Source organism: Aeromonas sp. s13 (assembly GCF_040907905.1).
In the GTDB taxonomy this organism is placed as follows: Bacteria; Pseudomonadota; Gammaproteobacteria; order Enterobacterales; family Aeromonadaceae; genus Aeromonas; species Aeromonas veronii.
Genome location: NZ_JBFOCS010000045.1, coordinates 1 through 23,303, shown reverse-complemented (window position 1 = coordinate 23,303; position 23,303 = coordinate 1). Strand labels below are relative to the sequence as shown.

The 23,303-nt window shown below is 57.1% G+C and carries 17 protein-coding genes; 8 read left to right on the top strand and 9 right to left on the bottom strand.

Annotated elements, in window-relative coordinates:
- Positions 1-66 precede the first annotated feature (66 nt).
- The 4 genes from AB5Y82_RS08060 to AB5Y82_RS08045 all read right to left on the bottom strand — a co-directional run bounded on the left by AB5Y82_RS08060 (position 67) and on the right by AB5Y82_RS08045 (position 4,565).
- Positions 67-1,104, bottom strand: a complete 1,038-nt coding sequence (locus AB5Y82_RS08060) for an OmpA family protein (protein ID WP_368173851.1) — start codon at positions 1,102-1,104, stop codon at positions 67-69.
- 230 nt (positions 1,105-1,334) lie between these two features.
- Positions 1,335-2,333, bottom strand: a complete 999-nt coding sequence (gene ompA, locus AB5Y82_RS08055) for a porin OmpA (protein ID WP_127008130.1) — start codon at positions 2,331-2,333, stop codon at positions 1,335-1,337.
- A 307-nt stretch (positions 2,334-2,640) separates the two neighbouring features.
- Positions 2,641-3,660, bottom strand: a complete 1,020-nt coding sequence (gene ompA, locus AB5Y82_RS08050; protein ID WP_368173850.1) for a porin OmpA — start codon at positions 3,658-3,660, stop codon at positions 2,641-2,643.
- Between the two features lie 308 nt (positions 3,661-3,968).
- The gene (locus AB5Y82_RS08045; protein ID WP_368173849.1) at positions 3,969-4,565 is read right to left on the bottom strand and encodes a hypothetical protein; all 597 of its coding nucleotides are present in this window, start codon (positions 4,563-4,565) and stop codon (positions 3,969-3,971) included.
- Positions 4,566-4,823: 258 nt separating this feature from the next.
- On the opposite strand from AB5Y82_RS08045, the gene AB5Y82_RS08040 reads away from it, so the two are divergent.
- The gene (locus tag AB5Y82_RS08040) at positions 4,824-5,090 is read left to right on the top strand and encodes a DNA-binding transcriptional regulator (RefSeq protein ID WP_005338367.1); all 267 of its coding nucleotides are present in this window, start codon (positions 4,824-4,826) and stop codon (positions 5,088-5,090) included.
- A 199-nt stretch (positions 5,091-5,289) separates the two neighbouring features.
- Positions 5,290-6,630 (top strand): APC family permease, encoded by a 1,341-nt coding sequence (locus AB5Y82_RS08035; RefSeq protein WP_005338365.1) that lies wholly within the window; start codon positions 5,290-5,292, stop codon positions 6,628-6,630.
- Positions 6,631-6,698: 68 nt separating this feature from the next.
- Here the strand turns inward: AB5Y82_RS08035 and AB5Y82_RS08030 are convergent, their stop codons facing one another.
- Both AB5Y82_RS08030 and AB5Y82_RS08025 read right to left on the bottom strand, forming a co-directional pair.
- On the bottom strand, positions 6,699-7,574 hold the full coding sequence (locus AB5Y82_RS08030; protein ID WP_100654262.1) for a patatin-like phospholipase family protein: 876 nt from the start codon (positions 7,572-7,574) through the stop codon (positions 6,699-6,701).
- A gap of 46 nt (positions 7,575-7,620) precedes the next feature.
- Positions 7,621-9,159: a diguanylate cyclase gene (locus AB5Y82_RS08025; protein WP_368173848.1), complete on the bottom strand. Its 1,539-nt coding sequence runs from the start codon at positions 9,157-9,159 to the stop codon at positions 7,621-7,623.
- Positions 9,160-9,356: 197 nt separating this feature from the next.
- Between AB5Y82_RS08025 and AB5Y82_RS08020 the strand changes: the two genes are divergently transcribed.
- The 3 genes from AB5Y82_RS08020 (at position 9,357) to AB5Y82_RS08010 (ending at position 16,098) form a co-directional block, all read left to right on the top strand.
- The gene (locus tag AB5Y82_RS08020; RefSeq protein WP_040065810.1) at positions 9,357-10,406 is read left to right on the top strand and encodes an efflux RND transporter periplasmic adaptor subunit; all 1,050 of its coding nucleotides are present in this window, start codon (positions 9,357-9,359) and stop codon (positions 10,404-10,406) included.
- Positions 10,406-13,522 (top strand): efflux RND transporter permease subunit, encoded by a 3,117-nt coding sequence (locus AB5Y82_RS08015; protein WP_368173847.1) that lies wholly within the window; start codon positions 10,406-10,408, stop codon positions 13,520-13,522. Before AB5Y82_RS08020 ends, AB5Y82_RS08015 begins: the two co-directional genes overlap by 1 nt.
- Before the next feature lie 212 nt (positions 13,523-13,734).
- Entirely contained in the window at positions 13,735-16,098 is a 2,364-nt protein-coding gene (locus AB5Y82_RS08010; protein ID WP_368173846.1) for a YgiQ family radical SAM protein, read from the top strand.
- Between the two features lie 115 nt (positions 16,099-16,213).
- Here AB5Y82_RS08010 and AB5Y82_RS08005 read toward each other — a convergent pair whose 3' ends face one another.
- The 3 genes from AB5Y82_RS08005 to AB5Y82_RS07995 all read right to left on the bottom strand — a co-directional run bounded on the left by AB5Y82_RS08005 (position 16,214) and on the right by AB5Y82_RS07995 (position 20,543).
- The gene (locus AB5Y82_RS08005) at positions 16,214-17,113 is read right to left on the bottom strand and encodes an HNH endonuclease (protein ID WP_368173845.1); all 900 of its coding nucleotides are present in this window, start codon (positions 17,111-17,113) and stop codon (positions 16,214-16,216) included.
- Positions 17,110-18,696 carry an AAA family ATPase gene (locus AB5Y82_RS08000; RefSeq protein WP_368173844.1) on the bottom strand — a complete coding sequence of 529 codons (1,587 nt, stop codon included), beginning with the start codon at positions 18,694-18,696 and terminating at the stop codon, positions 17,110-17,112. The genes AB5Y82_RS08005 and AB5Y82_RS08000 overlap by 4 nt, the downstream gene beginning before the upstream one ends.
- Before the next feature lie 347 nt (positions 18,697-19,043).
- A complete protein-coding gene (locus tag AB5Y82_RS07995) occupies positions 19,044-20,543 on the bottom strand; it encodes a histidine-type phosphatase (protein ID WP_368173843.1) in 1,500 nt (499 codons plus the stop codon).
- Between the two features lie 235 nt (positions 20,544-20,778).
- Here AB5Y82_RS07995 and AB5Y82_RS07990 point away from each other — a divergent pair, with 235 nt between their 5' ends.
- The 3 genes from AB5Y82_RS07990 to AB5Y82_RS07980 all read left to right on the top strand — a co-directional run bounded on the left by AB5Y82_RS07990 (position 20,779) and on the right by AB5Y82_RS07980 (position 23,176).
- The gene (locus tag AB5Y82_RS07990; RefSeq protein WP_368173842.1) at positions 20,779-21,729 is read left to right on the top strand and encodes a transposase; all 951 of its coding nucleotides are present in this window, start codon (positions 20,779-20,781) and stop codon (positions 21,727-21,729) included.
- Positions 21,730-21,998: 269 nt separating this feature from the next.
- Positions 21,999-22,133, top strand: coding sequence for a hypothetical protein (locus AB5Y82_RS07985; protein WP_368173841.1), 135 nt, complete (start codon positions 21,999-22,001; stop codon positions 22,131-22,133).
- A 128-nt stretch (positions 22,134-22,261) separates the two neighbouring features.
- Positions 22,262-23,176, top strand: coding sequence for a Gfo/Idh/MocA family protein (locus AB5Y82_RS07980; protein ID WP_368173840.1), 915 nt, complete (start codon positions 22,262-22,264; stop codon positions 23,174-23,176).
- Positions 23,177-23,303: the final 127 nt, after the last annotated feature.

Genomic DNA, 23,303 nt, shown 5'->3' with positions numbered 1-23,303 from the left:
AGCAAAAGGGATGCCTCGGCATCCCTTTTTACTGCACGTCTGACATGGTTATCGCCTCAAGATCAACTACTCGCTGCCGCCCTTTACGCCGGTGACACGCACCTCTACCCGGCGATCCGGCCCAAGGCAGTCGATGAGCGCCGCCTTCGCCTTGATGGCATCACACTGGTTGCCGGTGACCGGATTACTCGCGCCATTGCCCTGGATGCTCACCTTGTCGGCAGGCAATCCCTTGCTGATCAGAAAGTCGGCAACGGTTTGGGCCCGAGCTTCTGACAACCTCTGATTGTTGGCATCCGAACCGATACGGTCGGTATAACCCATCACGACTGCACTGCCATCCTTGGGCTGCACGTCGACGATCTGCTGGTAGAGATCGTCCAGCGCACTCATCCCCTCCTGTTTGAGGTCCGCTTTGCCAAAGGCGAACAGCACATCTGAACTGAGGTTAAAGGTCTGATCCACCACCTCCGGTTCGGCCGGTGGCGGGGGAACCACGACCGGGGCGGGCGTGGGGGCTGCTTCTTTGGGTTGGCTGCGGTTCGGGTGGATCACCAGCTCCAGCGTGGCGGTGCTGATGTCGCTGACCCAGCGCTGGGTGCCGCTGTTGGCTTTGCCGTTATCCGGATCATCGCCAACGCGCACTATGTAGCGGTAGCGTGCCTGCAGATCGACCCAGTCATGGAGCCGGGCCGTCACTCCCAGACCCGCCAGCGGCGCCAGGTTGTCGTCCCCGCCATTGACCGACTCGACGTGATAGATATAGCCACCGCCTTCGGCAAAGAGCGAGAACATCTCGCTGAGCGGCAGGCGGCCAATGACTGACAGCGTGGCTCCCTTGCTGTTGAAGTCATGGCCGCTGATATCCCAGTCACCGGTGGAGAGATAGCCAATCTCGGCCCCCAGGTTTTCCGTGAAGTTGTAGCCGCCAAACAGGGAGAGCGCAGTCGCATCCTTGCCGACATCCTGACTGAAATCATTCAGATTGTGGGCAATGGCCCAGCCACCGCCAACCCCGGCATACCAGTCGTGAACCGGTTCAGCTTGTGCGCCTGTGCTCGCCAATGCCAGTGCAATCCACACAGGTTTTACTCTTATGTTCATCGCGTATCCTCGTCGATGTTTGGTGTAGTGAGGTTGCCTGCTGGTCAAACCCCACACTTATGTATAGGTGACGGGCTGTTTTTAACCACCAAAGAGGTATGGGGGCGACACGCCGTGAACTAGGGCGCGAGACGGGAAGAGGAAGGGGGCAAAAGAGGGTACAAGGTGGGTGAAATAAGCGGCAAGAAAAAGGAGGCCAGGTGGCCTCCTTGTTATGTCGGACTGCAGGATTACTGTTGTACTTGCTGCACGCCGGTGACGCGTACTTCTACACGGCGATCCGGTGCCAGGCAGGAGATCAGCTGAGCCTTGCCCTTGACGCTGTTGCACTGGGTACCGGTGACCGGATTGGCTTCACCGCGACCTTCGATGGCAACTTTGCCAGCCGGCAGACCTTTGCCAACCAGGAAGTCGGCTACGGTACGGGCACGCGCTTCGGATAGTTTCTGGTTGTAGGCATCAGAACCGATACGGTCGGTGTAACCGACGACCACGGCGCTGCCATCTTTCGGCTGAACATCAACGATCTGCTGATACAGGGTGTTGAGCGCTGCGACACCTTCTGGCTTGAGGGTGGATTTGCCAAAGGCAAACAGCACGTCTGAGCTAAGGGCGAAGTTCTTGTCGACCAGTACCGGCTCGGGAACCGGCTCAGGCGCAGGGGCGGCAACCGGGGCAACATAAGAGGTGCGGTTCGGGTGCATCACCAGCTCCAGGGTCGCGACGCTCATGTCGCTCTCCCAGGTTTTCTGCTCGTCACCCAGATTCCACAGATAGCGGTAGCGTGCCTGCACATCGATAAGGTCGGAGAGCTTGGCAGTCAGGCCCAGACCCGCCAGCGGCGCAGTGCCGTTGTCGCTGTTGCCATTGCCGTTGACGTGATTGAAGTAGGCACCGCCTTCAGCAAACACCGAGAAGATATCGCCGAGCGGCAGGCGGGCGATACCGGAGAGGGTGGCACCCTGGGTTTTGAAATCGGCACCGTCCACGCCCGCTTTACCGGCGTAGAGGTAGCCCAGTTCCGCTGCGTAGTAGTCGTTGAAGTTGTAACCGCCGAACAGGCTCAGCGCAGTGGCATCTTTGTCAGTGTCTTTGCCAAAATCATCCAGACCGTGGGCATAAGCCCAACCTGCACCAACACCGGTGTACCAGTCATCGGCAGCCTGAGCTGTGGTGCCTGCGGCGGCGAGCGCCAGTGCAATCAGGGTAGGAGCCATTTTGAGTTTCATCGGTTTATCCTCGTTGTGTTAGCCCATGTCGGGCAATGCACTTGTTTTTATTGCTGCGAAAAATCGCCAGCAAAGTGGATAGCGAAGGCTTTGGACTCTCATGATGCATTGGCGTCATGGACAACAGACCGGACAAGAAGCGCTTTTTAGTGCTTATCCAATACCTTACAGGCGCAACTACTTTATGCTTTCGAGACGGGGCAGGCAAGGGCAGGGAGGCGGGACTGAGGGATGCAAGCGAGAACGAGACAAACAAAAAGGGATGCCGCAGCATCCCTTTTTTTCGCACTATCTGAACGAGGTCAGATTATTGCTGAACTTCTTGTACGCCAGATACGCGAACTTCTACGCGACGATCCGGAGCCAGGCAGGAGATCAGTTGAGCTTTAGCTGTTACGCCGTTGCACTTGGTGCCGGTAACCGGATTGGCTTCGCCACGACCTTCGATGGCAACTTTGCTGGCAGCCATACCTTTGCTTACCAGGAAGTTGGCAACGGTGCGGGCACGGGCTTCAGACAGCTTCTGGTTGTAAGCGTCGGAACCGATACGGTCGGTGTAACCAACAACAACAGCGTTGCCATCTTTCGGCTGGAACTCAACGATTTGCTGATACAGACCGTTCAGGGCTGCAACGCCTTCCGGCTTCAGGGTGTCTTTGCCGAAGGCAAACAGCACGTCTGAGTTCAGGGCGAAGTTCTTCTCTACCACTTGCGGAGCAGGAGCCGGCGCTTCTTCAACAACCGGAGCAGCTACCGGAGCTACGTAGGAAGTACGGAACGGGTGGTATACCGCTTCCAGAGTAGCGATGCTCTGGTTGGCTTTGTAACGCTCACCGTTGGCGTGCAGGTCAGCAACATCCCACATGTAGCGGTAGCGAGCTTGCAGATCCAGCGCGTCACTTACTTTGTAAGTCACACCAGCACCGGCCAGTGGGGAAACTTTAGTGTCGCTGGTACCCAGACCATCGGTGTGACCCCAGTAGGCGCCGCCTTCAGCGAACAGGGAGAAGTCGTTGCCAACCGGCATACGGGCGATACCGGACAGGGTGGCACCCTGGCTCTCGTAACGGTTGCCGTCAGTGTTGCCACGACCGGTGTACTGGTAGCCCAGTTCGGTACCGAAGTTTTCGGTGAAGTTGTAACCCATGAAGGCGTTGGCAGCTGCCGCGTCTTCCTGGCCTACATTGGTGCTTTCCAGCTTGTTCAGGCCGTTGAAGTGAGTAGCACCGACACCGGCACCGAAGTAGATGTCGTCAGCGGCGTGAGCAGCGGTAGCACCCAGAGCAGCCATGGCGATGGCGATCATGGAAGGAGCCATTTTCATCATAAAAAAATCCTCGTTGAGATCGCACGTTATTCACGTGCTTCACACTTTGTAATTTATGTAAGCTGCAGGCTCCGCCGTACGGCTGGCGTCGAGTCTGGCAGATGACCCGGTATAACCGGGTTGCACACTCTCCTGGTGTGTCGAGTGCGCTGGCATGGCACGCAATGCGTGAGAAACCACTGCCAGGCAACTGATGTCATTCCGATGACGAGGCGCACTCTATGCCGATTTTAAAACATGATCAAGCTCACAAATGAGCCTTGTGGCAAATTGTGTCGTGCCCTTAACTGGCTGTTTATCCAGATTAATTAGTGATCCAGATAGGCCCTGTGCAGTTTCTTCTCCAGCTTCATATAGGCCTGAACCCAGTCGCTATGCGGGCTGGCAGGATTCGCTCTGGCGGCAAAGACCGCGAGGTAATCTGCCAGGGTTGCGCTCTGCAGCAGGGGGGTAAATGTCATCAAGAAATGTCGGGCCAGATAGGGGTCAAGGGGCCAGATGTTGAGGATGGCGCGAGCCACAGGCTGAACCGCAGCTGAACAGATGAAGTGGCGATGTCCCGCCTCCAGCCAGTCGGCCATTTCGCACATGCCCGATTCGGGCACCAGACCACCATCACCCGGGGTGGTTGCCAGAGCAATCGCCTGACCATTTACCGTGACGAGCTGCTCATTGTTATGCAAGGTGCCGTCGTGGCTGCGCAGGGCCAGGTCTGGGCATGCCTGTTCAAGAAACAGACTGCAGCTCTCCGGCAGGGCGGCCAGCAGTTCGCTGGCGTGGCTGGACATCAAGGCCGGAAGCCAGAATGCTTCGGCGCGATATTGTTCACCTTGCAGGCGCTGTTGTGCCAGTTCTTCTGTGCTGGATACGGGGTGCAGGCGAGAGATAATGCCGGGAAACGCCATACTTATTCCTCTTAATGGGTATCCGGCGGATTATACGAGTTATTGGGGGGGCCACAATAAAGGTTTCTTTTCGAGACTGTTTACCTGAGGCGGCTGAGCGATTACCATCCCCCCTTGAAGGCAAGGGTTGTCGCCGAAAGGCGCTCATAAGATAGAGGCTCGACCATAACGAGTCCGAACAAAACTGATACACTTGACTACGAGTCGTCGCGAAAAATAAAAGGCGGAGTAAATCCGCCAAACGGAGTATGGAACATTATGAATTCAAATATCGTCACTGTTGGCAAGAAGATCCGTCAGATCCGTGAAGCGGTCGGTTTGAGCCGTCCGAAGTTTGCAGATTTGCTGGGTGTTCCTCCCACCACGCTGAAAAACTACGAGCTGGGTTACCGTGAAGTTGGGGGCGCCTTCCTGGTTGCCCTGGCGCACCACCCGGATCTGCACAAGTTCACCCTCTGGCTGCTGGCAGACAAGAAAGTCGCCGAAATCGGCCAGATTGGCCCGGATGACCTCGCCAAGGCGTGATCATCGATGTGAATAGAAATGCCGCCTTCGGGCGGTATTTTTTTTGGGTTGCCGATCGATATTTTGATCTAACACGCTTTGAATTATCCATACAGGCCAACGAGAATAAGCGGCCCCGAAAAGTGGGCCCCTGGTGGTATCTGGCCACCTGAACACTATTACATTCAGGATGATATGAGCAATCGTATGGAGTATGGGTATGAGCAGTAATGAGTTGGATAAACGTTATGGCCTGATGACTGCCATTGCGATGGTGGTCGGCGTGGTGATCGGCTCCGGTGTCTTCTTCAAGGCCGATGATGTACTGCGTCTGACTGGCGGTAATCTGGCCATTGCGCTGCTGGCATGGGCGCTGGGGGCATTTTCGATGATCTTCGGCGCGCTGGTGTTTGCCGAGTTTGCCCAGCGGATCGAAAAGTCCAACGGTATCGTCGATTATGCCGAAGCGGCATACGGCAAAATGTTTGGTTATCTGGTGGGGTGGTTCAAAGGCGTACTCTATTACGCCCCTCTTTCCGCCATCCTTGCCTGGGTCGCCGCTCTGTACACCATGATCTTGCTCGGTAGTGATAATCCGACCAACTCTGGTGCGACCTGGATACTGGCGGCTGTCTATATGACGGTCACCTATCTGATCAACTTCTATACCCCGGTCCTGGCGGGCAAGCTGCAAGTGGGCTCTACCCTGATCAAGTTGATCCCGCTGATCCTGGTTGCCATTGTGGGCACCATTTCAGGCTTGCTCAATGGTGTCACCGTGACCAACTTTGTGCAGGCAATGGATGGGATAGGAAGCACCGGAGGCACTCTGGCCACGGCCGTGGTTGCCACCGCCTTCGCTTATGAGGGGTGGATCGCCGCCGTGACCATCAACAGCGAAATTCGCGATTCCAAGAAGAATCTGCCCAGAGCGCTGGTGATTGGCACCCTGATAGTCTTTGTGGTCTACGTCACCTATTTTCTGGGGATCGCCAGCGTCTTGCCGACGGACGAGATAGTGGCGCAAGGGGATAACGCGGTAAATCTCGCGACAACCAGCCTGTTTGGCGGGACTGCCTCGACCATTTTGACCGTGTTCGTGATTATCTCCTGCCTCGGCACCCTCAATGGTCTGGTGCTGGCGACCATGCGCATTCCCTACTCGCTGGCGATCCGCAATCAGGGGCCTGCCCCCAAGTGGATGAGCCGTATCGAACCGCATCACCACATGCCCATCAACTCGGCCCTCGCGGCAGCGCTGTTGTCGGTGATCTACTCAGTGCTGTGGTACTGCAGCATCAACGAGACATTCGGTCGTTACATCGCCCTGGACGAGATGCCGATCGTGCTGATTTATGGCCTCTATCTGTTCCTCTATGTCTGGTACATGCGCACCTTTACCGAGTTGGGCTGGATAAAGCGGTTTGTGATCCCGACCTGCGCCACCCTGGGCGCGCTCATCATTCTGTATGGCGGTATCACCAATCCCAGTCTGGGACTCTATCTGCTGGTCTCTGTGGGGGTGATTCTGCTCGGGTTGCTCTTCTACCGTAAGGAGTAACCGGGTAAGCAAGTTGAAAAAAGCGCCGAATGGCGCTTTTTCATGTGTAAACCGCTGCATGTCGACAACTAACTGCCCAGCAACCCGAGGCGGCCCAGTTCATCCTTGAGCTGATCGAGGTTGCGCTCGACGCAGGCTTCCCCCTCGTTTATGGCATCGCTGGCACGATGAAAATCCATGATGGAGAAGCTACCAAGGCGCGGGCAGAGCTGGATCTCCGGCGGGTCACCGGCCATCCGGGCACGGGTGATCCGCTCCTGCATGATGTTGATGGAGCCACTCATCACGCTCCACAGACCCGGTGTGGCTGGCGCCGATTCACCGCGATTGAGCCACTGGCTGAGCAGGCCGCCGCTGCCGGGTTGATCCGGCTCATCGGTCCAGGGTTGGTGCATATCGGTGTTGAGGTTGACCGCAATCACCACCTCGGCCCCCATGGCGCGGGCCAGCGAGATGGGCACCGGATTGACCACGGCGCCATCGACCAGCCAGCGGTCGTTGATCCGGGTCGGGGTGAGGATCCCCGGCATGCCGCAGGAGGCGCGCACCGACTGGCGCAGCGGGCCCTGTTGCAACCAGATCTCGCGGCCGGTATCGAGTTCGGTGGCGATGCAGGCGAAGGGGATGGGCAGGCTCTCGAGATCGGGATCCCCCAGATGGCTGGCGGCAAGGCCAAATACCTTTTCGCCGCGAAACAGACCGCCAGAGAGGGCCGGGTCGAGCAGGCTGACCACCTGCAGGCGGGTAAAGCCGCGCACCCAGGTTTCCAGCCGATCCAGTTCTCCGGCGGCATAGGCGGCACCGACAAAGCTGCCGATGGAGCAGCCAGCGATCAAATCCGGTTTGATGCCGAGACGTTCAAGGGCGCGGATGACGCCGATATGGGCCCATCCTCTGGCGGCGCCGCTCCCGAGAGCGAGCCCTACGCGGGGTTTACGTGGCACGACAGTCCTCCAAAAAAGGGGTTGAGGGCTCAGCTTACTCCGAGAGTCAGGAGGCGTCACCCTGCCATCTTTCGCTGCGGTTGCGACCGTTGGCCTTGGCCTGATAGAGCGCCACATCGGCACGGCGCACCGCTTCGTGCAGGGGAAGGTTCTCCTGATGGGGCAGATAGCCGAGGCTGATGGTGACCTCCAGCCCGGGTTCGATGGCGGCCCAGTCATGATCTGCCACCGCTTTTCTCAGCCGCTCCGCCAGCTCGCCGAGCTGCGTTGCATCTGCGCGGCCAATCAGCAGCAGAAACTCTTCGCCACCCCAGCGGATCAGGTGATCTGTGGGTCTAAGCTGCTGCTGGCAGATCTGCACCAGCCGGATCAGCACGATATCGCCGACGGCATGGCCGAAGTTGTCATTGACCCGTTTGAAGTGATCCGCATCGAACATCAGGATCCCCGCTTGCAACCGGGACAGCTCTCCCGCCTGTTCCAGCAGCACCAGATAGTGGCGGTTGAAGGCGCCGGTGAGGGCATCGTGGCAGGAGAGATAATTGAGCCGCTGGTTGAGGCGATGGGACCTCAGGTTGGAGAGGGCGGCCAGCAGCATAAAGAGGATGGCGAGCAGGGTCGGCGTTGACTGGCAGAGCATGGCCCACACCAGTGGCAGCAGGGTGACGCTGTGCACCAGTCTCAGCGGGGTATCTGGGATTGCCATGGTCAGCTGCAATGCCCCTTGTTGCCACTGGTATTCGTCGGTCGGCTCGGGGTCTTGCGGCACCACGGGTTGGCGCGCGCTGCTGGCCAGCACCTGATGGTACTGATTGAGCAGCAGATACTCACCCAGCGCCGGTGCCAGTTGATTGAGCTGCGATTGCAAGCGTGAGAGCAGGATGTCCATGCTGATCATCCCTACCAGCGAGCCGTCCTTGTAGAGAGGCTGGGACATGGTGACCATGGTGCCCAGTCCGGCAAAATCTTCGTAGGGGCGGGAGAGAATGGTGTCCCGGCTGGGGTTGGGTGACATCAGTGCATCCTGCCAGTAGTGCTTGTCATAGATGCTGCGGGCAAAACGAAACTGGCTGGAGGGGATCCAGGGATAGAGGTAGATAAAGTTGTCCACGCCGGTGAAGTAGGCCCAGGCGATCTCGCTGCCCAGGCGCTGGCTGGCGGTGGACAACAAGGGGGAGAGGCTCAGGGCCAAATGAAGTTGCGCCTCCCGCGCACTGCCGGGGGACGGCAGCGGGCCGTCACCGGTGAGGTTGCCCGCCAGTCCGGCCGGTAAATCGCCGGGGAGCTTGTCGAGGGCCAGCCCCTCTGGCAGCGCCTCGATATGGCCATAGAGCTGGCGGGTGAGCACCGACTGGGGGTCGCTGCGCAGTCGCTCTTCGGCCTGACCGCGCATCGCCTCCAGAAACACTTCGGTCTGTTTGAACCGATCCCGCAGGTAGATGGCGCTGTTGAGAGTATCGCTCTGGTAGAGGCGTTCTATCTGTTTCAGGCTTTGCCGCAAGGTCAGACCAATCAGCAGGATGACCACGGCGAACAGGAGCCAGGTCAGGCGTGTGAGAAAGCGGTGGTCAGACATTTTGGGCATAGGCAGTCAGTCGGGTTGCGAAGGAAATTGTCGTTAGTGTATGCGATGTGGCGTGAAAACAAACGGCGCGACCTGAAACAGAGTGAGCTTATCCCGCTCTTGTTACGTTTTGTCACATTTATACATAGTCACGGCATAGTCTGGGGCTAAAATGGCCCCAATCTGGATTTACCCTCTCACTCTTCATGGACTGTTCGATGAAAATGCGTATCTGGCTCGGCTTGGGCCTTCTTCTAATCGTGGTTGCCGGCGTCTGGGCGCTGCGTCACAGCGAACCCGCCGCCAAAGCACCGACCAGACAGGTCAATATCCGCACTCAAACCGTCAAGCAGAGCCTGGCCGAGCCGACCCTCAAGCTGGTGGGCAAGCTGGCAGCCAATCGCTCTGTCATCATCAGCCCCGAAGTGACCGGTCGCATCGTCAAGATTGCGGTGCAATCTGGTCAGAGCGTGGCGAAGGGGGAGACCCTGATCGCGCTCGATGCGGGCAAGCAGCAGGCTGAGCTGGCCGAGCAGAGCGCCAGTCTGCGCGACGAGAACCGCAAGCTGGGGGATATGCGCAAGCTGGTGGCCCGTGGCGCCGTGACCCAATCCGAGCTGGAGGGGCAGGAGGCCACCGTGGCCCAGGTGCAGGCCCGCCTCGATGCCGCCCGCTACGAGCTCTCCCTGCGTACCTTGCAGGCGCCCTTTGCCGGTACCGTGAGCCTGATTGATCTGAGCGAAGGGGCGCTGGTCAACAGCGGCGATACCCTGCTGCATCTCGATGAACTGGACAAACTGCGCCTCGATCTGGCGGTGCCGGAGCGTTACCTCTCCCTGCTGCGACCGGGCATGGCGGTCACCGCCACCAGTACCGCCTGGCCGGATCAGCAATTCAACGGCACCTTGACCACCCTCGACAGCCGCGTCTCCAACGATACCCAGAACATCAAGGCGCGGGTGATGATCCCCAATGGCAATGGCCAGTTGCGCCCGGGCATGTTGCTCAATGTGGAGCTGGCACTGCCGGCCCAGCAGCTCACCCTGATCCCCGCCCAGTCGGTGGAGTATGCCGGTGAGCAGCGCTTTGTTTACCGTCTTGAGGCCGATGGCCGGGTCAAGCGGGTGCCTGTAGTGCTCGGCGAGACCGAAGGGGAGACCGTCTGGGTCACCGAGGGGCTGAAGGTCGGCGATCGCATCGTGGTCGAGGGGCTGGTCAATCTGCGTGATGGGGTGCAGGTGCGTGATCTGGCCGAGGTAAACGGCTGATGTGGCTCTCCGATATCTCAGTACGTCGCCCGCTGGTGGCGGTGGTGCTCAGCGCCCTGCTCACCGTGTTTGGTCTGGTCGCCTTCAGCAAATTGACGGTGCGGGAGATGCCCGATGTGCAGATCCCGTCGGTCTCCATCACCACCACCTATGAGGGGGCCGCCCCCTCGGTGATGGAGAGTCAGGTCACCAAGCCCATCGAGGATCAGCTCTCCGGCATCAGCGGTATCAAGAACATCAACTCCATGACCCGCAAGGGGCGCTCGATGATCACCGTCGAGTTCAAGCTCGGCTGGAACATGGTGGAGGGGATCTCCGATGTGCGCGATGCCCTCTCCCGCGCGCGGCCCCGGCTGCCCGATGATGTGGACGAGCCGCTGGTGACCAAGGACAGCGGCAACGGTGATGTGGCGATCTGGCTCAACTTCAGCAGCAGCCAGATGGATCGCACCGCCATGACCGACTACGCCAACCGCGTGCTGGTCGACCCCCTGAGTCTGGTGGACGGGGTGAGCGAAGTGGCGCTCTCCGGCGATCTCACCCAGGTGATGTATGTGCGGCTGCGCCCGGCCGACATGGCCGCCCGTGGTATCACGGTGAGCGATGTGGAAGAGGCCCTCAAGCGGGAGAATATCGAGCTGCCGGGGGGCGAGATCCGCAACAACTCCATGACCATGGCGGTGCAGATCGCCCGTCTCTATCACACAGCGGAAGATTTCCAGCAGCTGCAAGTCACCACAGCCGCCAACGGCCAGAGCGTCTATCTGGCCGATATCGCCGACGTGGCGGTGGGAGCCAAGAACGAAGACAGCGCCTATCAGCGCAACGGCAAAGAGAGCCTGGGTATCGGCATCGTCGCCCAGTCCACCGCCAACCCGCTGGCGGTGGCGCAGGGGATCGAGAAGAAACTCGGTGAGATGCAGCGCTTCCTGCCTGAGGGGGCCAAGCTCGAGGTGGATTACGACTCCACCATCTTTATCAAGCAGGCCATCGACGAGGTGTACGAGACCCTGGCCATCTGCGCCGTGTTGGTGGTGGCGGTGCTCTATCTGTTCCTCGGGCAGGGGCGCACCACGCTGATTCCGGCCATTACGGTGCCGGTGTCGCTCATCTCTGCCTTTATCGGTGCCTGGTATTTCGGCTTTTCCATCAACCTCATCACCCTGCTGGCCCTTATTCTCGCCATCGGCCTGGTGGTGGATGACGCTATCGTGGTGGTGGAGAACATCCACCACCATCTGCAGCGGGGGGAACCGCCCCTGCTGGCCGCCTGGCACGGCACCCGCGAGGTGGGCTTTGCGGTCATCGCCACCACCGCCGTGCTGGTGATGGTGTTTGTCCCCATCGCCTTTATGGATGGCATGGTGGGGCGGCTCTTTACCGAGTTTGCGATATTGCTCTCCTTGGCTGTGCTCTGCTCCTCGCTGGTGGCGCTGACCCTGACCCCGGCCATGGGCTCCTGGCTGATGCGACCGCTCGATCGGCCGAACCGGCTGACAGCCGGGCTCGATCGCGGGCTCGGCTGGCTGGAGGGGCACTATCGCCACCTGCTGGCGTGGGTGCTGCGTCGCTCCCGCTGGACGCCGCTGGTGTTGCTGCTCTGTCTGGGCGGTATCGGCGCCCTCTTTACCCAACTACCGACCAGCCTCACCCCGACCGAGGATCGTGGCGTCATCTATGTCTTCGTCAAGGGGGCAGAGGGGACCAGCATCGAGCGGATGAAGCGCAACATGCAGCAGGTGGAGTCCGCCATCATGCCGATGCTGGGTAAAGGGGTGGTGCAGGCGCTGAGCTTCAGTACCCCCGCCTTTGGCCGTGGCGGCGATCAGACCGGTATGGTGATCATCCAGCTCACCGACTGGGCCGAGCGCGACGTCACCGCCACCGAGTTCTCCCGCTCGCTGGGTGCCAAACTCTCCGGCATTCCCGATGTGATGATCCGCACCTTCCAGCCCGGTTTCCGGGGCGGCTCCACCGCGCCGGTGCAGTTCGTGCTGCAGGGCAACGACTATGCCGAGCTCTACCAGCAGGGGTTGGCGCTGCAACAGGCGGCGCAGGGCAGCGGCCTGATGCTGAGCCCGGATCTCGACTACGCCGAGAAGACCCCCGAGCTGCAGGTGACCATCAATCGCGACAGCGCCAGCCAGCTTGGCATTCCGGTCTCCACCGTGGCCAACAGCTTGCAGACCCTGCTGGGCGGGGCGAGCAAGACCACCTATGTGGACAGGGGTGAGGAGTATGACGTCTACCTGCGCGGCAACCAGACCGAGTTCAATGGCATCTCGGATCTCGGTCGCATCTACCTGAAGGCCGCCAACGGCGAGATGGTCAGTCTCTCGACCCTGGCGACCGTCAAGCAGGTGGCGACCGCCAACCGCCTCAACCACTACCAGCGGCAAAAAGCGATCACCCTGACCGCCGACGTCCACCCCGATCACACCCTGGGTGAGGCCCTCGATTTCCTCGATGGCTGGGCCAACGCCAACCTGCCCACCGGCATGACGGTGGATTACGCCGGTGATTCCAAGGATTACCGCGACAATCAGGGGGAGATGGTGCTGGTCTTTGGCCTCGCCCTGCTGGTGGTCTATCTGGTGCTGGTGGCCCAGTTCGAGAGCACCCTGACCCCGGCGGTGGTGATGGTGACGGTGCCGCTCGGCATCTTCGGCGGCCTGCTTGGCCTCTGGCTGACGGGGCAGGAGATGAGCATCTACAGCCAGATCGGGATGATCATGCTGATTGGCATGGTGACCAAAAACGGCATCCTCATCGTCGAGTTCATCAACCAGTTGCGCCAGCGCGGGGAAGGGTTCGAGGAGGCGATCATCGCAGGCTCGGTGCGCCGCTTGCGGCCGATCCTGATGACCTCGCTCACCGCTATTATCGGCGCAGTGCCGCTGATGCTCTCCATGGGGGCAGGCTACGAGAGCCGGATGGCGGTGGGGACAGTGGTCTTCTTCGGATTGTCGCTGGCCACCCTGGTCACCCTGCTGGTGGTGCCCGCCATCTACCATCTGATCGCCCGTCACGCCGGCATGACAGGGGCGCGGGATCAACAGGTAGATGAAGCGCTGGCCGCCAAGGGGGCAGGGGAGTCGCAGCCTCCGGCCCCCTGATCAGCGCCTTGGCCTGAATCCTGGCCTGAATCCTGACCTGCGCGCTCAAGCGGGGGCCGGTTATCAGCCTCTATCATCACAAGGGCGCCTGCGGGCGCCCTTGCTATTGCGGGCGGCGGCCTATTCCGTGGGATCTATAGGGACAAAAAGCCATCGCCCCCCTTGGCTGCAACCGGTATAATGCGCGACCCGAATTGTTCCAGGTGGTTAAAATGCAGCCGGTACCCAACCTTTTCTCCTATCCCCGCTATTGGGCCGAGTGCTACGGCACGGCGCCCTTCCTGCCCATGTCCCGTAAAGAGATGGACAAGCTCGGTTGGGACAGCTGCGACGTCATTCTGGTGACGGGGGATGCCTACGTGGATCACCCGAGCTTCGGCATGGCGGTCATCGGCCGCATGCTGGAGGCGCAGGGCTTTCGGGTCGGCATCATCGCCCAGCCGGACTGGTCATCGAAGGATGACTTTATGCGTCTGGGTAAACCGAACCTCTTCTTCGGGGTCACCGCGGGCAACATGGACTCCATGATCAACCGCTACACCTCCGACAAAAAGCTGCGCCACGACGACGCCTACACCCCGGGGGATGTGGGCGGCAAGCGGCCGGATCGCGCCACCCTGGTCTATACCCAGCGCTGCAAGGAGGCCTTCAAGGAGGTCCCCGTCGTTATCGGCGGCATCGAGGCTTCCCTACGCCGCATTGCCCACTACGACTACTGGTCCGAGACCATCCGCCGCTCCATCCTGCTTGATGCCAAGGCCGATATCCTCATCTACGGCAACGCCGAGCGGCCGCTGGTGGAAGTGGCCCACCGCATCGCAGCGGGGGAGACCATCGAGACCATGCAGGATATTCGCGGCACCGCCGTCATCCGCAAGGAGCCGCTGCCGGGCTGGAAAGGGGTGGATTCGAGCAAGCTCGACCAGATTGGCCGCATCGATCCCATCATGAACCCTTATATGGAAGGGGCCCCATGCTCGGATGACGCTACCGACGCGGCCCCTGCCGCGCAGGAAGCCCAGCCGGTGCTGGTGCAGCCGGCCAAGCCCAAGCCGTGGGAAAAAACCTATGTGAAGCTGCCGGCATTCGAGCGGGTGAAAGAGGACAAGGTGCTCTACGCCCACGCCTCGCGCATTCTGCACCACGAGACCAACCCCGGCTGTGCCCGCGCCCTGTCGCAGGCTCACGGCGATCGCATCGTCTGGGTCAACCCGCCCGCCTTCCCGCTGGAAACCGAGGAGATGGACGGCGTATTCGGCCTGCCTTACCAGCGGGTGCCGCACCCGGCCTATGGCAACGAGAAGATCCCGGCGTTCGAGATGATCAAGACCTCGGTCAACATCATGCGCGGCTGCTTTGGCGGCTGCTCCTTCTGCTCCATCACCGAGCACGAAGGGCGCATCATCCAGAGCCGCTCGGAAGAGTCGATCCTCAAAGAAATCGAAGATATCCGCGACAAGGTGCCGGGCTTTACCGGGGTCATCTCGGATCTCGGCGGCCCCACCGCCAACATGTACAAGCTGCGTTGCAAGAGCCCCAAGGCCGAGCAGACCTGCCGTCGTGCCTCCTGTGTCTGGCCCACCATCTGCCCGCACATGGACACCGACCACAGCCCGACCATCAACCTCTATCGCAAGGCGCGCGACCTCAAGGGGATCAAGAAGATCCTCATCGCCTCCGGCGTGCGTTACGACATCGCGGTGGAAGATCCCCGCTATATCAAGGAGTTGGCCAAGTACCACGTCGGCGGCTACCTCAAGATCGCGCCGGAACACACCGAGGAGGGCCCGCTCTCCAAGATGATGAAGCCGGGCATGGGCAGCTACTACCAGTTCAAGGAGCTGTTCGACAAATACTCCAAAGAGGCGGGCAAGCAGCAGTACCTGATCCCCTACTTTATCTCCGCCCACCCGGGCACTACCGATGAAGACATGATCAATCTGGCGCTCTGGGTCAAAGAGAACCGCTTCAAGCTTGATCAGGTACAGAACTTCTATCCGTCGCCGCTCGCCAACGCCACCACCATGTATTACACGGAGAAAAACCCGTTAAACAAGGTGAGCCGCACCGGTGGCGATGTGTTTGTCGCCAAGGGCGAGCGCCGTCGCCGCCTGCACAAGGCGCTGCTGCGCTATCACGATCCCGCTGGCTGGCAGATGATCCGCGAAGCCCTGCTCGCCATGGGCAAGGGCCACCTGATTGGCAATGGCCCGGGGTGTCTGGTGCCGCCGGAAGGGCGCAACGAGCGCGCCGCCACTGGCAAGGGGTTGAAACCGGCCCTGACCCGTCATAGCAACATCAATCACCAGCGCGGCAATGGCGCAGGCAACAAGCCGACGGGCGGCAAGCCAGTGGGTTCCCAGCTGCACAAAGGCGCGGCTAATGGCAAACCGGCCACACAGGGCGAAGGCAAGAGTGCGGGCCAGAATGCGGGTAAAAGCAAACCGACTGGCAAACCCGCCCATAAGGGTAAAACCCCGACCCGCGCAGGATCTGCCAAGCCAGGTGCTAAACCCGCAGCTCAAGGCGGCAAGCCTGCGGCCAAAGGAAATGGTGCCAAGCGACCGGCTCGGTAATATTTATTTCCTGATTGGAAAGCGATAGAAAATAAAAAGGCGACCGGATGGTCGCCTTTTTAAAATATGTAAATAATTTTTGATGTTATTTATATAATGAATTTTTAATATTAACTTACCGTAGTTGATAGTCTTTAAAGAATTCATTTGACTTGGCTATGCATTGATACATAACTTTTTTCCAATGGTTTGGAAATTGACTAGAATTTATCAATGGTTGAAGATTGGCCTCAATAAAAGCATTTTTCATGTATATTGGATCTATTTGGGGGTTTATTTTCAGTATCATTTTTTTAAATGATTTTTTCTGATCAATTAATTCACTAAGATGTTTACCCGCTTCCAATTGATATCTATTAGTAAGTCCCAAATTTTTAAAATGATTGATTGCTCTATACTTGTCCTCCTGCCGCCAATATATAGGGCATTCTACATAGTAATTTAGCGCACCTTCATTCTCATCAATATAATTAGCAAAAACCCATTGTTCTTTAAAGAAAATATCTTTGTCTAAATATGGATGAATCGTTTGTTCTTCTTCCTTTTGAGCATATTTTTGTCCTTTTTCCCCCATGTTACAATCGCGGCATGAAGGGACTAAATTGAGAGGCATAACTGAAAATTCAGGAAAATGAGCCTTTGGTAGGAAGTGATCTAGATTTCTAGTATATCCAATATCACCACAAAATGGACATCTTTCACCAGATGAGACAAGTAGCTCATCATAGTATATTCTAGCAGGCTTATTTTTATTTCTTAAGTTGTTTTCATAAAGATTAATTAATTTTGACTTTGTCAAATTCCCAACAACGAGAGTAGTATCAGTTAGCGGCTCTATTTTAGGATATTTAAAAAGTACTCCATTCCCCCCCAGTTCTCGGTAGATATTTTCTAGAGCTATAAGAATAGGGAGCTGGTTTTTAAAATCTGACTGTACATTGACTTGCTCCATGCCTTCGGCACACTTAAGCAGCATATCTTGAAACGAAATTTCATGAGGGACTATTTTTTTCATTTATTTTTATTAGCCTCCCTATTCAATACCATTGCTTTTAAAACAGTTCTTCCTTCCAAGCCAATCTGGTTATTATACTTAGTTAGGATGTCCTCGTATGACATTCCTGTGTCGACAGATTTTGCTAATAAAAAATGGTATCCAGAATTAATTATTTCTAGGGAGAAAACTTCACGTGTTAAAACCCCTAAGTTCTCGCCAAACGTTTCAATATCTGGGCGTTCAACACTTATAGCTTCTCTAGAGCGTATAACCTTCCAAACATTAGACTTGGGTACTTCTTGCAAGACAACTGGTGAGTGTGTAGCTATTATCGCGACTCCATTTGTTGTATATAAAAGGTCGCTTAAGGTTCTTAAAAATGCTGATAGTAGTGGGGGGTGTAGGTGCCCTTCTGGTTCATCAAGTAACACCAGAGATTTTTCACCGACAGTGTCAATGAGTCTAGTTATAGTAAATAATACAATTGCATGACCAGAACTCATTCTGGACAAATAGCGATATATATTCTTATAAAACAAATCCCTAAAGTTATTACTATCGACTTGGAGATTGACATGCATTTGTTTAAGTTCTAAATACTTATCACATAGAACACTCAACCCCATATTGGAAAAATTTTGGTCGCTACTTAGTTTGTTAATAGAGTTGATCCAAAGGTCTTTTTTCTTTTCAGCGCTCAAGCAGCCTATCAATGCCGTAACAAACTCTAAACGAAGATCATCAAGTGTGTTTAACTGTTGATTGTTTTCTTTATTTTTTAAACCTATATAAAAATATCTGGTTCCTTTAGCTGGGTCTGGTTGTTCTTTTGGTGGTGTAAAAGGGTCAAAAGCACTAAAGGAGACAGAAACAAGAGATCTAAAATATCCATTTGGTATTTTGGGTTCAGTAATTAGACCTTTTTTTTCAGTAAAGTAAAGAGAGTTATTAGTGGGGTCAGTTATAGCCTCAATCATGCCATTTAATATGGTTGTTTTACCACAGCCATTACGGCCAATTAATGCGTGAATATTTGTGCTCGGAATAGCGTCAACTTTAACTGTGAAAGTTATTCGCAAATCACATAGCCCATTAACGCCACTACGAATAAAGTTAAAGTGAAAGTCCGATAATGCTACTAATCCTTTCAAAACTCTGGCAAATTGACCGTGAATATCTGAAAGGGACACACCACGTAATAAAGATATGTTTAATACTCGCTCATTTTCAAGTTCAGGTAATCTTCCTGGTAGAAATACAATATCCTGTAAAGAGCTCAAAATATTATCTTTAATAGTCGCATCTAATCGACCTAAATTCTCATAAAAATCCAGATCAACTCCAAGCGAAAAATATTCATCTGTGAGGCTAGAAAAATTACTTTCTAGTGTGGAGTGTGTGCTAATTTGTTCTGTCTGACCTTTGAATGCAATTTTAATATTCCCAATGTCATGCTCGGCCCCTGTTTGATCAAACACAGTTAGATAAAACATAGTGACAAAGGAAAAATCATTCCAATAATCAATCCGAAGATAGGCGGTATTAAAAACAGGTGTTGGTTTGTGCTGACCACGATCAATAACAATGAAATTTAAACTCATAATTCACCATAGAATACGGAGAAATCTGGGACACCCACCTTTGTGAGCAATGAGCAATGCTACCGCCCATGGATTACAGCTTCCAATATGCTCCCTTGACCCGTGCTGGCTGTAACCCATCGCAGCTCAACAGGTTCTGGATGGCTATGGTAAGCCAAACGAAACTGCCGAGGCGAGCCTTTAAGTGACATAACCATCAGAAATTAATCATTTTTTGCGCTTGATCAGCAAATGGAACCGGACGGCGGCTTTATCGCCATATCCCGCTTTGGCAAGCAGGGAAGGGGAGTGAATTGGGGCGACCTGCTGGTCGCCCCTTGTGATTGCCATATCCGGCGTGCGAAGGGTTAGCCGTTATAGCCGTAGCAGCGCTTGAGCTCCCCGAAGTCGTAGTAGTGGCTGCCGCTACGGTAGGGCTGGCAGCCCGTTTTAAAGGCGATCTCCTTTTCGTTGTAGAGCATCTTGACCAGCACCTGTCGCTGCCCGTTCTGGTAGATATCCCACTGAATATTGGCGGTATAGGGGGAGACCCAGCCGCCGCGCCACTCGTTGTTCTGCTGGCTGAACAGCTGATCCGGGCTGGCCCCCTGACGGCTCCCTTCCAGCTTCATCAGGGCGGCGAGGGGGATAATGGCTTCGGCATGGGCAAAGCGCAGGGTAGCCCGTCGGCTCTGCTCGCCCTCCACCACCTGACGCTGCACCTCGCCAAACAGGCCGTCGAGCAGCGGCTGGGCAATGGCGTAGGGGGCATTCTGGTTGGCAAAGCTCGGCCCCTTCTCGTAGAAATCTTCCGCATCGGAGAGGTAGGAGAACCAGGCAGACTCTTCCGGGGTGAGGAACTGCTCCAGCGCCCAGGGTTCGCTGCCCTGTGCCTGCGCTTCGCGGATCATGCCGGGGCCGATGATAAAGAGGTTGTAGAGCATCAGGGCGGCATCCACTTCGTCGCGCACATAGGTCATGCCGCCATCCTCCGGGTTGACGGCGACAAACTCGACGCCGCCCGCCAGATAGTCGACAAAGCCCTTGCTGTAGATACGCTCCAGCATGCTGCGGGCCATCTCTTTGGTTTTGCTCAGGTTTTTAAGCTGATCCAGCGCCCTTGCCAGTTCGGGGGCCGGAGCGATTCCGGCATCTTCGTCGCCGATAAAGCGCTGGTAGCTCTCATAGGCGGGCAGGTAGCGGGCGTAATCCCCCTCGGGCGTGGTCTTGTGGAAGTAGAGCTCGAACTTGTTGACCAGCTTTTTGTCGATCTTCGAGGGGTCATCCTGCGTGAGGTAGCACTGCGCCGAGTCGCTGACATAGTTCACGTCGCGCCTGAGGCTCTCCATAAAGTAGAAGGCGCTTTCGTTGGCCCTGTCCTTGCCCGAGGTGACCACCTTGATGCAGTGGGGCTCGCTGCTGTTGAGCAGGGTCGGCAGCCGCGCCGCCAGTCGGGTGGCGAGATTGGCGTGCTCCTCCTTGCCCAGCGCCGAGAGCAGGCCATAGCCCAGTTTCTGGTTGGCGGCCGTCACCAGATCGACCTTGCCTCCCAGCCCCTGCCCGAGGGGGGTGAGCGCCCCCTGACGCTGCGCCTCTTCCCATACCAGCTTGGTCAGCACGTCATATTTCGGGCTGGAGAGGGAGCGCGAGCCGTGGCGCGCCACCATCTCGGTAAAGACCGGGCTGAACCCCTGAGGCGCTGGCTCGTAGCTCTCCGCCTGCTGCTGCGGGCTGTAGACCGCTTTGGTGCTGTATTGGTAGGCGGTTTTGTCCTGGCTGTCGGCAGACGATTCGTTCTCTGACTGGCAGCCGCCAAGCAAGACCAGCGAGACGGCCAAAGCCACATAAGAAGAGCGCGGGAAAGTCATGATGTTCCTTATCTATCCATATGAAAAATAAGTGAAAAACTCTATGACTTGAAAATGACCGCGGGATGTCAGCCAGATGACAGGCTGATGACTTCTGATAAAGCAGTAAGCAAGGGGAGGGGAGAGAGGATGGTTATAGGGAGGGCAATAGAATCCCTTTTTTCGGGACACCCACCTTTTTGACAGTGGCGTAGGGCTGTTCTTGACTTAAGAGGTCACCGTTGAGGGATGTGCCATGACCATTGCCCGTTCACGTCAAATCAGCTTGCAGGATACGCCTTACTACCATGTGGTCAGCCGCTGTGTGCGGCGAGCCTTTCTGTGTGGTGACGATGCCCATTCTGGCCAGAGTTATGAGCATCGGCGTCAGTGGGTGGTCGACAAGTTGGGGCAACTATCGCGGCTGTTTGCAATTGGCATTTGTGCTTATGCGGTGATGAGCAATCATTATCATCTGGTGCTCAAGGTGGAGCCCGATACCGCAGCCAACTGGAGTGAGCGGGAGGTGGCTGAGCGCTGGGCGACGCTTTTCCAGTGGCCGCATTTGGTCAGGCGCTGGTATCAGGGGGAGATGTTGATCGAGCCTGAGCTGGCTGTCGTGCAGCAATTGCTGGCCCAATGGCGGGAGCGGCTTCACTCCATAAGTTGGTTTATTCGGCTACTCAATGAAAATCTGGCCCGTCAGGCCAATCAGGAAGATGGTTGCAAGGGCCATTTCTGGGAGGGGCGCTTCAAGAGTCAGGCTTTGCTCACCGAATCCGCCTTGTTGGCCTGTATGGCGTATGTTGACCTCAATCCGATACGAGCTGCGTTGACCGATCGGCCAGAGCAGAGTGAATACACCAGTATCAAACAGCGCCTTGACGCGCCTGCTACTACTGAGGTTTTGCCACCACTTTTGCTGCCGTTTGCCCGCCAGGGTAAGCCTGAAGAGCTGCCTTATGCCTTCAGCGACTACCTGATGCTGGTTGATTGGACTGGTCGTGCTATTCGGCCCGACAAGCGGGGTCATATTCCGGCCCAATTTGGACCCATTCTGGAACGATTGGGACTCGATGCTGTTCGCTGGTTGAAGCAGGTGACGCTGTTCAGGCGACAAGGGATCAGAGTGGTGGGAGACAGATATCAATGTCAGCAGTTTGCCCGCCACTGTGGCCAGCGACGATGCCATCAACCAAGGCTGTGATAGCTTTGCATCCACCCTGCTGATAGCTCCGAGTATTGCACATAGTCCAATAAATGGCTGTGCAGGGGCTGTTGCTTTCTAAACCTGGCAATCTCTCCCACCAGCCAACTTTTGCAGGCATCAGTTCGGATACCTCCCCTTATTGGGCCTGCAAGTAGCCTAGTAGTGGCTTGCTCCAAAGATGGGTGTCCCAATTTCTCCCGCTCCAAAAGGTGGGTGTCCCAATTTGATTCCTTCCGTCGGCCATCGCCGCCCTTGGGGATTTTCGTGTGCTGGAGCTGGCCGGGGCGCCCCAGCCGTTCGAGGTGGTGGTCGGCAGACACCGCAAAAGCCAGGGCAATCTCGCCATCGAGTGGCTGGCCGAGGTGATCAAGTCGGTCAGCGATCTTGCCATGCCGAGATAACATCGCCGTTTGCACAGAGCTGCACATGCCAGCCAGTGCGCTAACGGCAGGCTGGATCTGCGGGACAAATCCTGCGATGGTGCGGGCAGTTATCCGCTTGTCCCGTTATCGAGTGAAAAGGAGTTGAGATGCGCATTGCCATGATTGGTCTGGGGGATATCGCCCAAAAAGCCTATCTGCCGCTGCTGGCGAGCGACGAGCGGGTCACCCCGCTGCTCTGCACCCGCAGTCCGGCGGTGCTGGAGAAACTCGCCCGCCAGTACCGGATCGCCGAGTGCTTTACCGATGTGGCAGCCATGCTGGCCAGCCGCCCCGACGCCGTGATGATCCACGCCGCCACCGCCGTCCACAGCCAGATTGCCGAGCAGTGCCTGCGCGCAGGCATCCCCACCTTTGTCGACAAGCCCCTGTGCGACAATCTGGCCGAGGCCGAGGGGCTGGCCAACCTCGCCATCGCGCAAGATTACCCCCTCTTTACCGGCTTTAACCGCCGCTATCTGCCCGCCATGGCCGAGGCGCGGGCCCAGCCGCTCACCGAGCTGAACTGGCAAAAACACCGCTTCGCCCTGCCGGGCAAGGCGCGGGATTTTCTGTTCGATGACTTTATCCATGTGCTCGACAGTCTCTGCTTCTATGGCGGCGTGCCGGGCGGCGACTTTCATGCGGTATTGCGACCGGATACGAAGGACAGCAGCCTGTTGGCCGGGGTCAGCGTCAGCTGGCAGAGCGGCGATCGCGCCATCAGCGGCAGCATGAACCGCAGCGCCGGGATCACCGAGGAGCGCATCGATGCCTATGGCGACAATCTCTCCCTGCACCTTGAGAACTGCACCCGCGGCAGCATCGCCCGCGATAAGCAGGCCGAGATGCTTGGCCCCAGCGACTGGCAGCCGGTGCTGGCCCAGCGCGGCTTTGCCGCCATGCTGGAGCACTGGTATCAGCAGATTGAATCGGGCAAGGCAGATAGCGAGCTGATCGCCTCCTACCTGCACGGTCATCGGCTGGCGGAGCAGCTGGTGGCGCTGGCTGACAAGCGGGGATAAGGCTGGCTGGAAGCCTGAGATATATGAATATGAGGTGCGCGAAGATAGCGCACCAAACACAACGGGGGCCGCAGTTGCGGCCCCCGTTGTTATGGGATGAGATGCATGGGATCAGATGCACTTCACC

Bases quoted from the DNA above. Each gene is read 5' to 3' on its own strand.
- AB5Y82_RS08060 (WP_368173851.1), bottom strand. From the start codon at position 1,104: ATGAACATAAGAGTAAAACCTGTGTGGATTGCACTGGCATTGGCGAGC.
- ompA (WP_127008130.1), bottom strand. From the start codon at position 2,333: ATGAAACTCAAAATGGCTCCTACCCTGATTGCACTGGCGCTCGCCGCC.
- ompA (WP_368173850.1), bottom strand. From the start codon at position 3,660: ATGATGAAAATGGCTCCTTCCATGATCGCCATCGCCATGGCTGCTCTG.
- AB5Y82_RS08045 (WP_368173849.1), bottom strand. From the start codon at position 4,565: ATGGCGTTTCCCGGCATTATCTCTCGCCTGCACCCCGTATCCAGCACA.
- AB5Y82_RS08040 (WP_005338367.1), top strand. From the start codon at position 4,824: ATGAATTCAAATATCGTCACTGTTGGCAAGAAGATCCGTCAGATCCGT.
- AB5Y82_RS08035 (WP_005338365.1), top strand. From the start codon at position 5,290: ATGAGCAGTAATGAGTTGGATAAACGTTATGGCCTGATGACTGCCATT.
- AB5Y82_RS08025 (WP_368173848.1), bottom strand. From the start codon at position 9,159: ATGCCCAAAATGTCTGACCACCGCTTTCTCACACGCCTGACCTGGCTC.
- AB5Y82_RS08020 (WP_040065810.1), top strand. From the start codon at position 9,357: ATGAAAATGCGTATCTGGCTCGGCTTGGGCCTTCTTCTAATCGTGGTT.
- AB5Y82_RS08015 (WP_368173847.1), top strand. From the start codon at position 10,406: ATGTGGCTCTCCGATATCTCAGTACGTCGCCCGCTGGTGGCGGTGGTG.
- AB5Y82_RS08010 (WP_368173846.1), top strand. From the start codon at position 13,735: ATGCAGCCGGTACCCAACCTTTTCTCCTATCCCCGCTATTGGGCCGAG.
- AB5Y82_RS08005 (WP_368173845.1), bottom strand. From the start codon at position 17,113: ATGAAAAAAATAGTCCCTCATGAAATTTCGTTTCAAGATATGCTGCTT.
- AB5Y82_RS08000 (WP_368173844.1), bottom strand. From the start codon at position 18,696: ATGAGTTTAAATTTCATTGTTATTGATCGTGGTCAGCACAAACCAACA.
- AB5Y82_RS07995 (WP_368173843.1), bottom strand. From the start codon at position 20,543: ATGACTTTCCCGCGCTCTTCTTATGTGGCTTTGGCCGTCTCGCTGGTC.
- AB5Y82_RS07990 (WP_368173842.1), top strand. From the start codon at position 20,779: ATGACCATTGCCCGTTCACGTCAAATCAGCTTGCAGGATACGCCTTAC.
- AB5Y82_RS07980 (WP_368173840.1), top strand. From the start codon at position 22,262: ATGCGCATTGCCATGATTGGTCTGGGGGATATCGCCCAAAAAGCCTAT.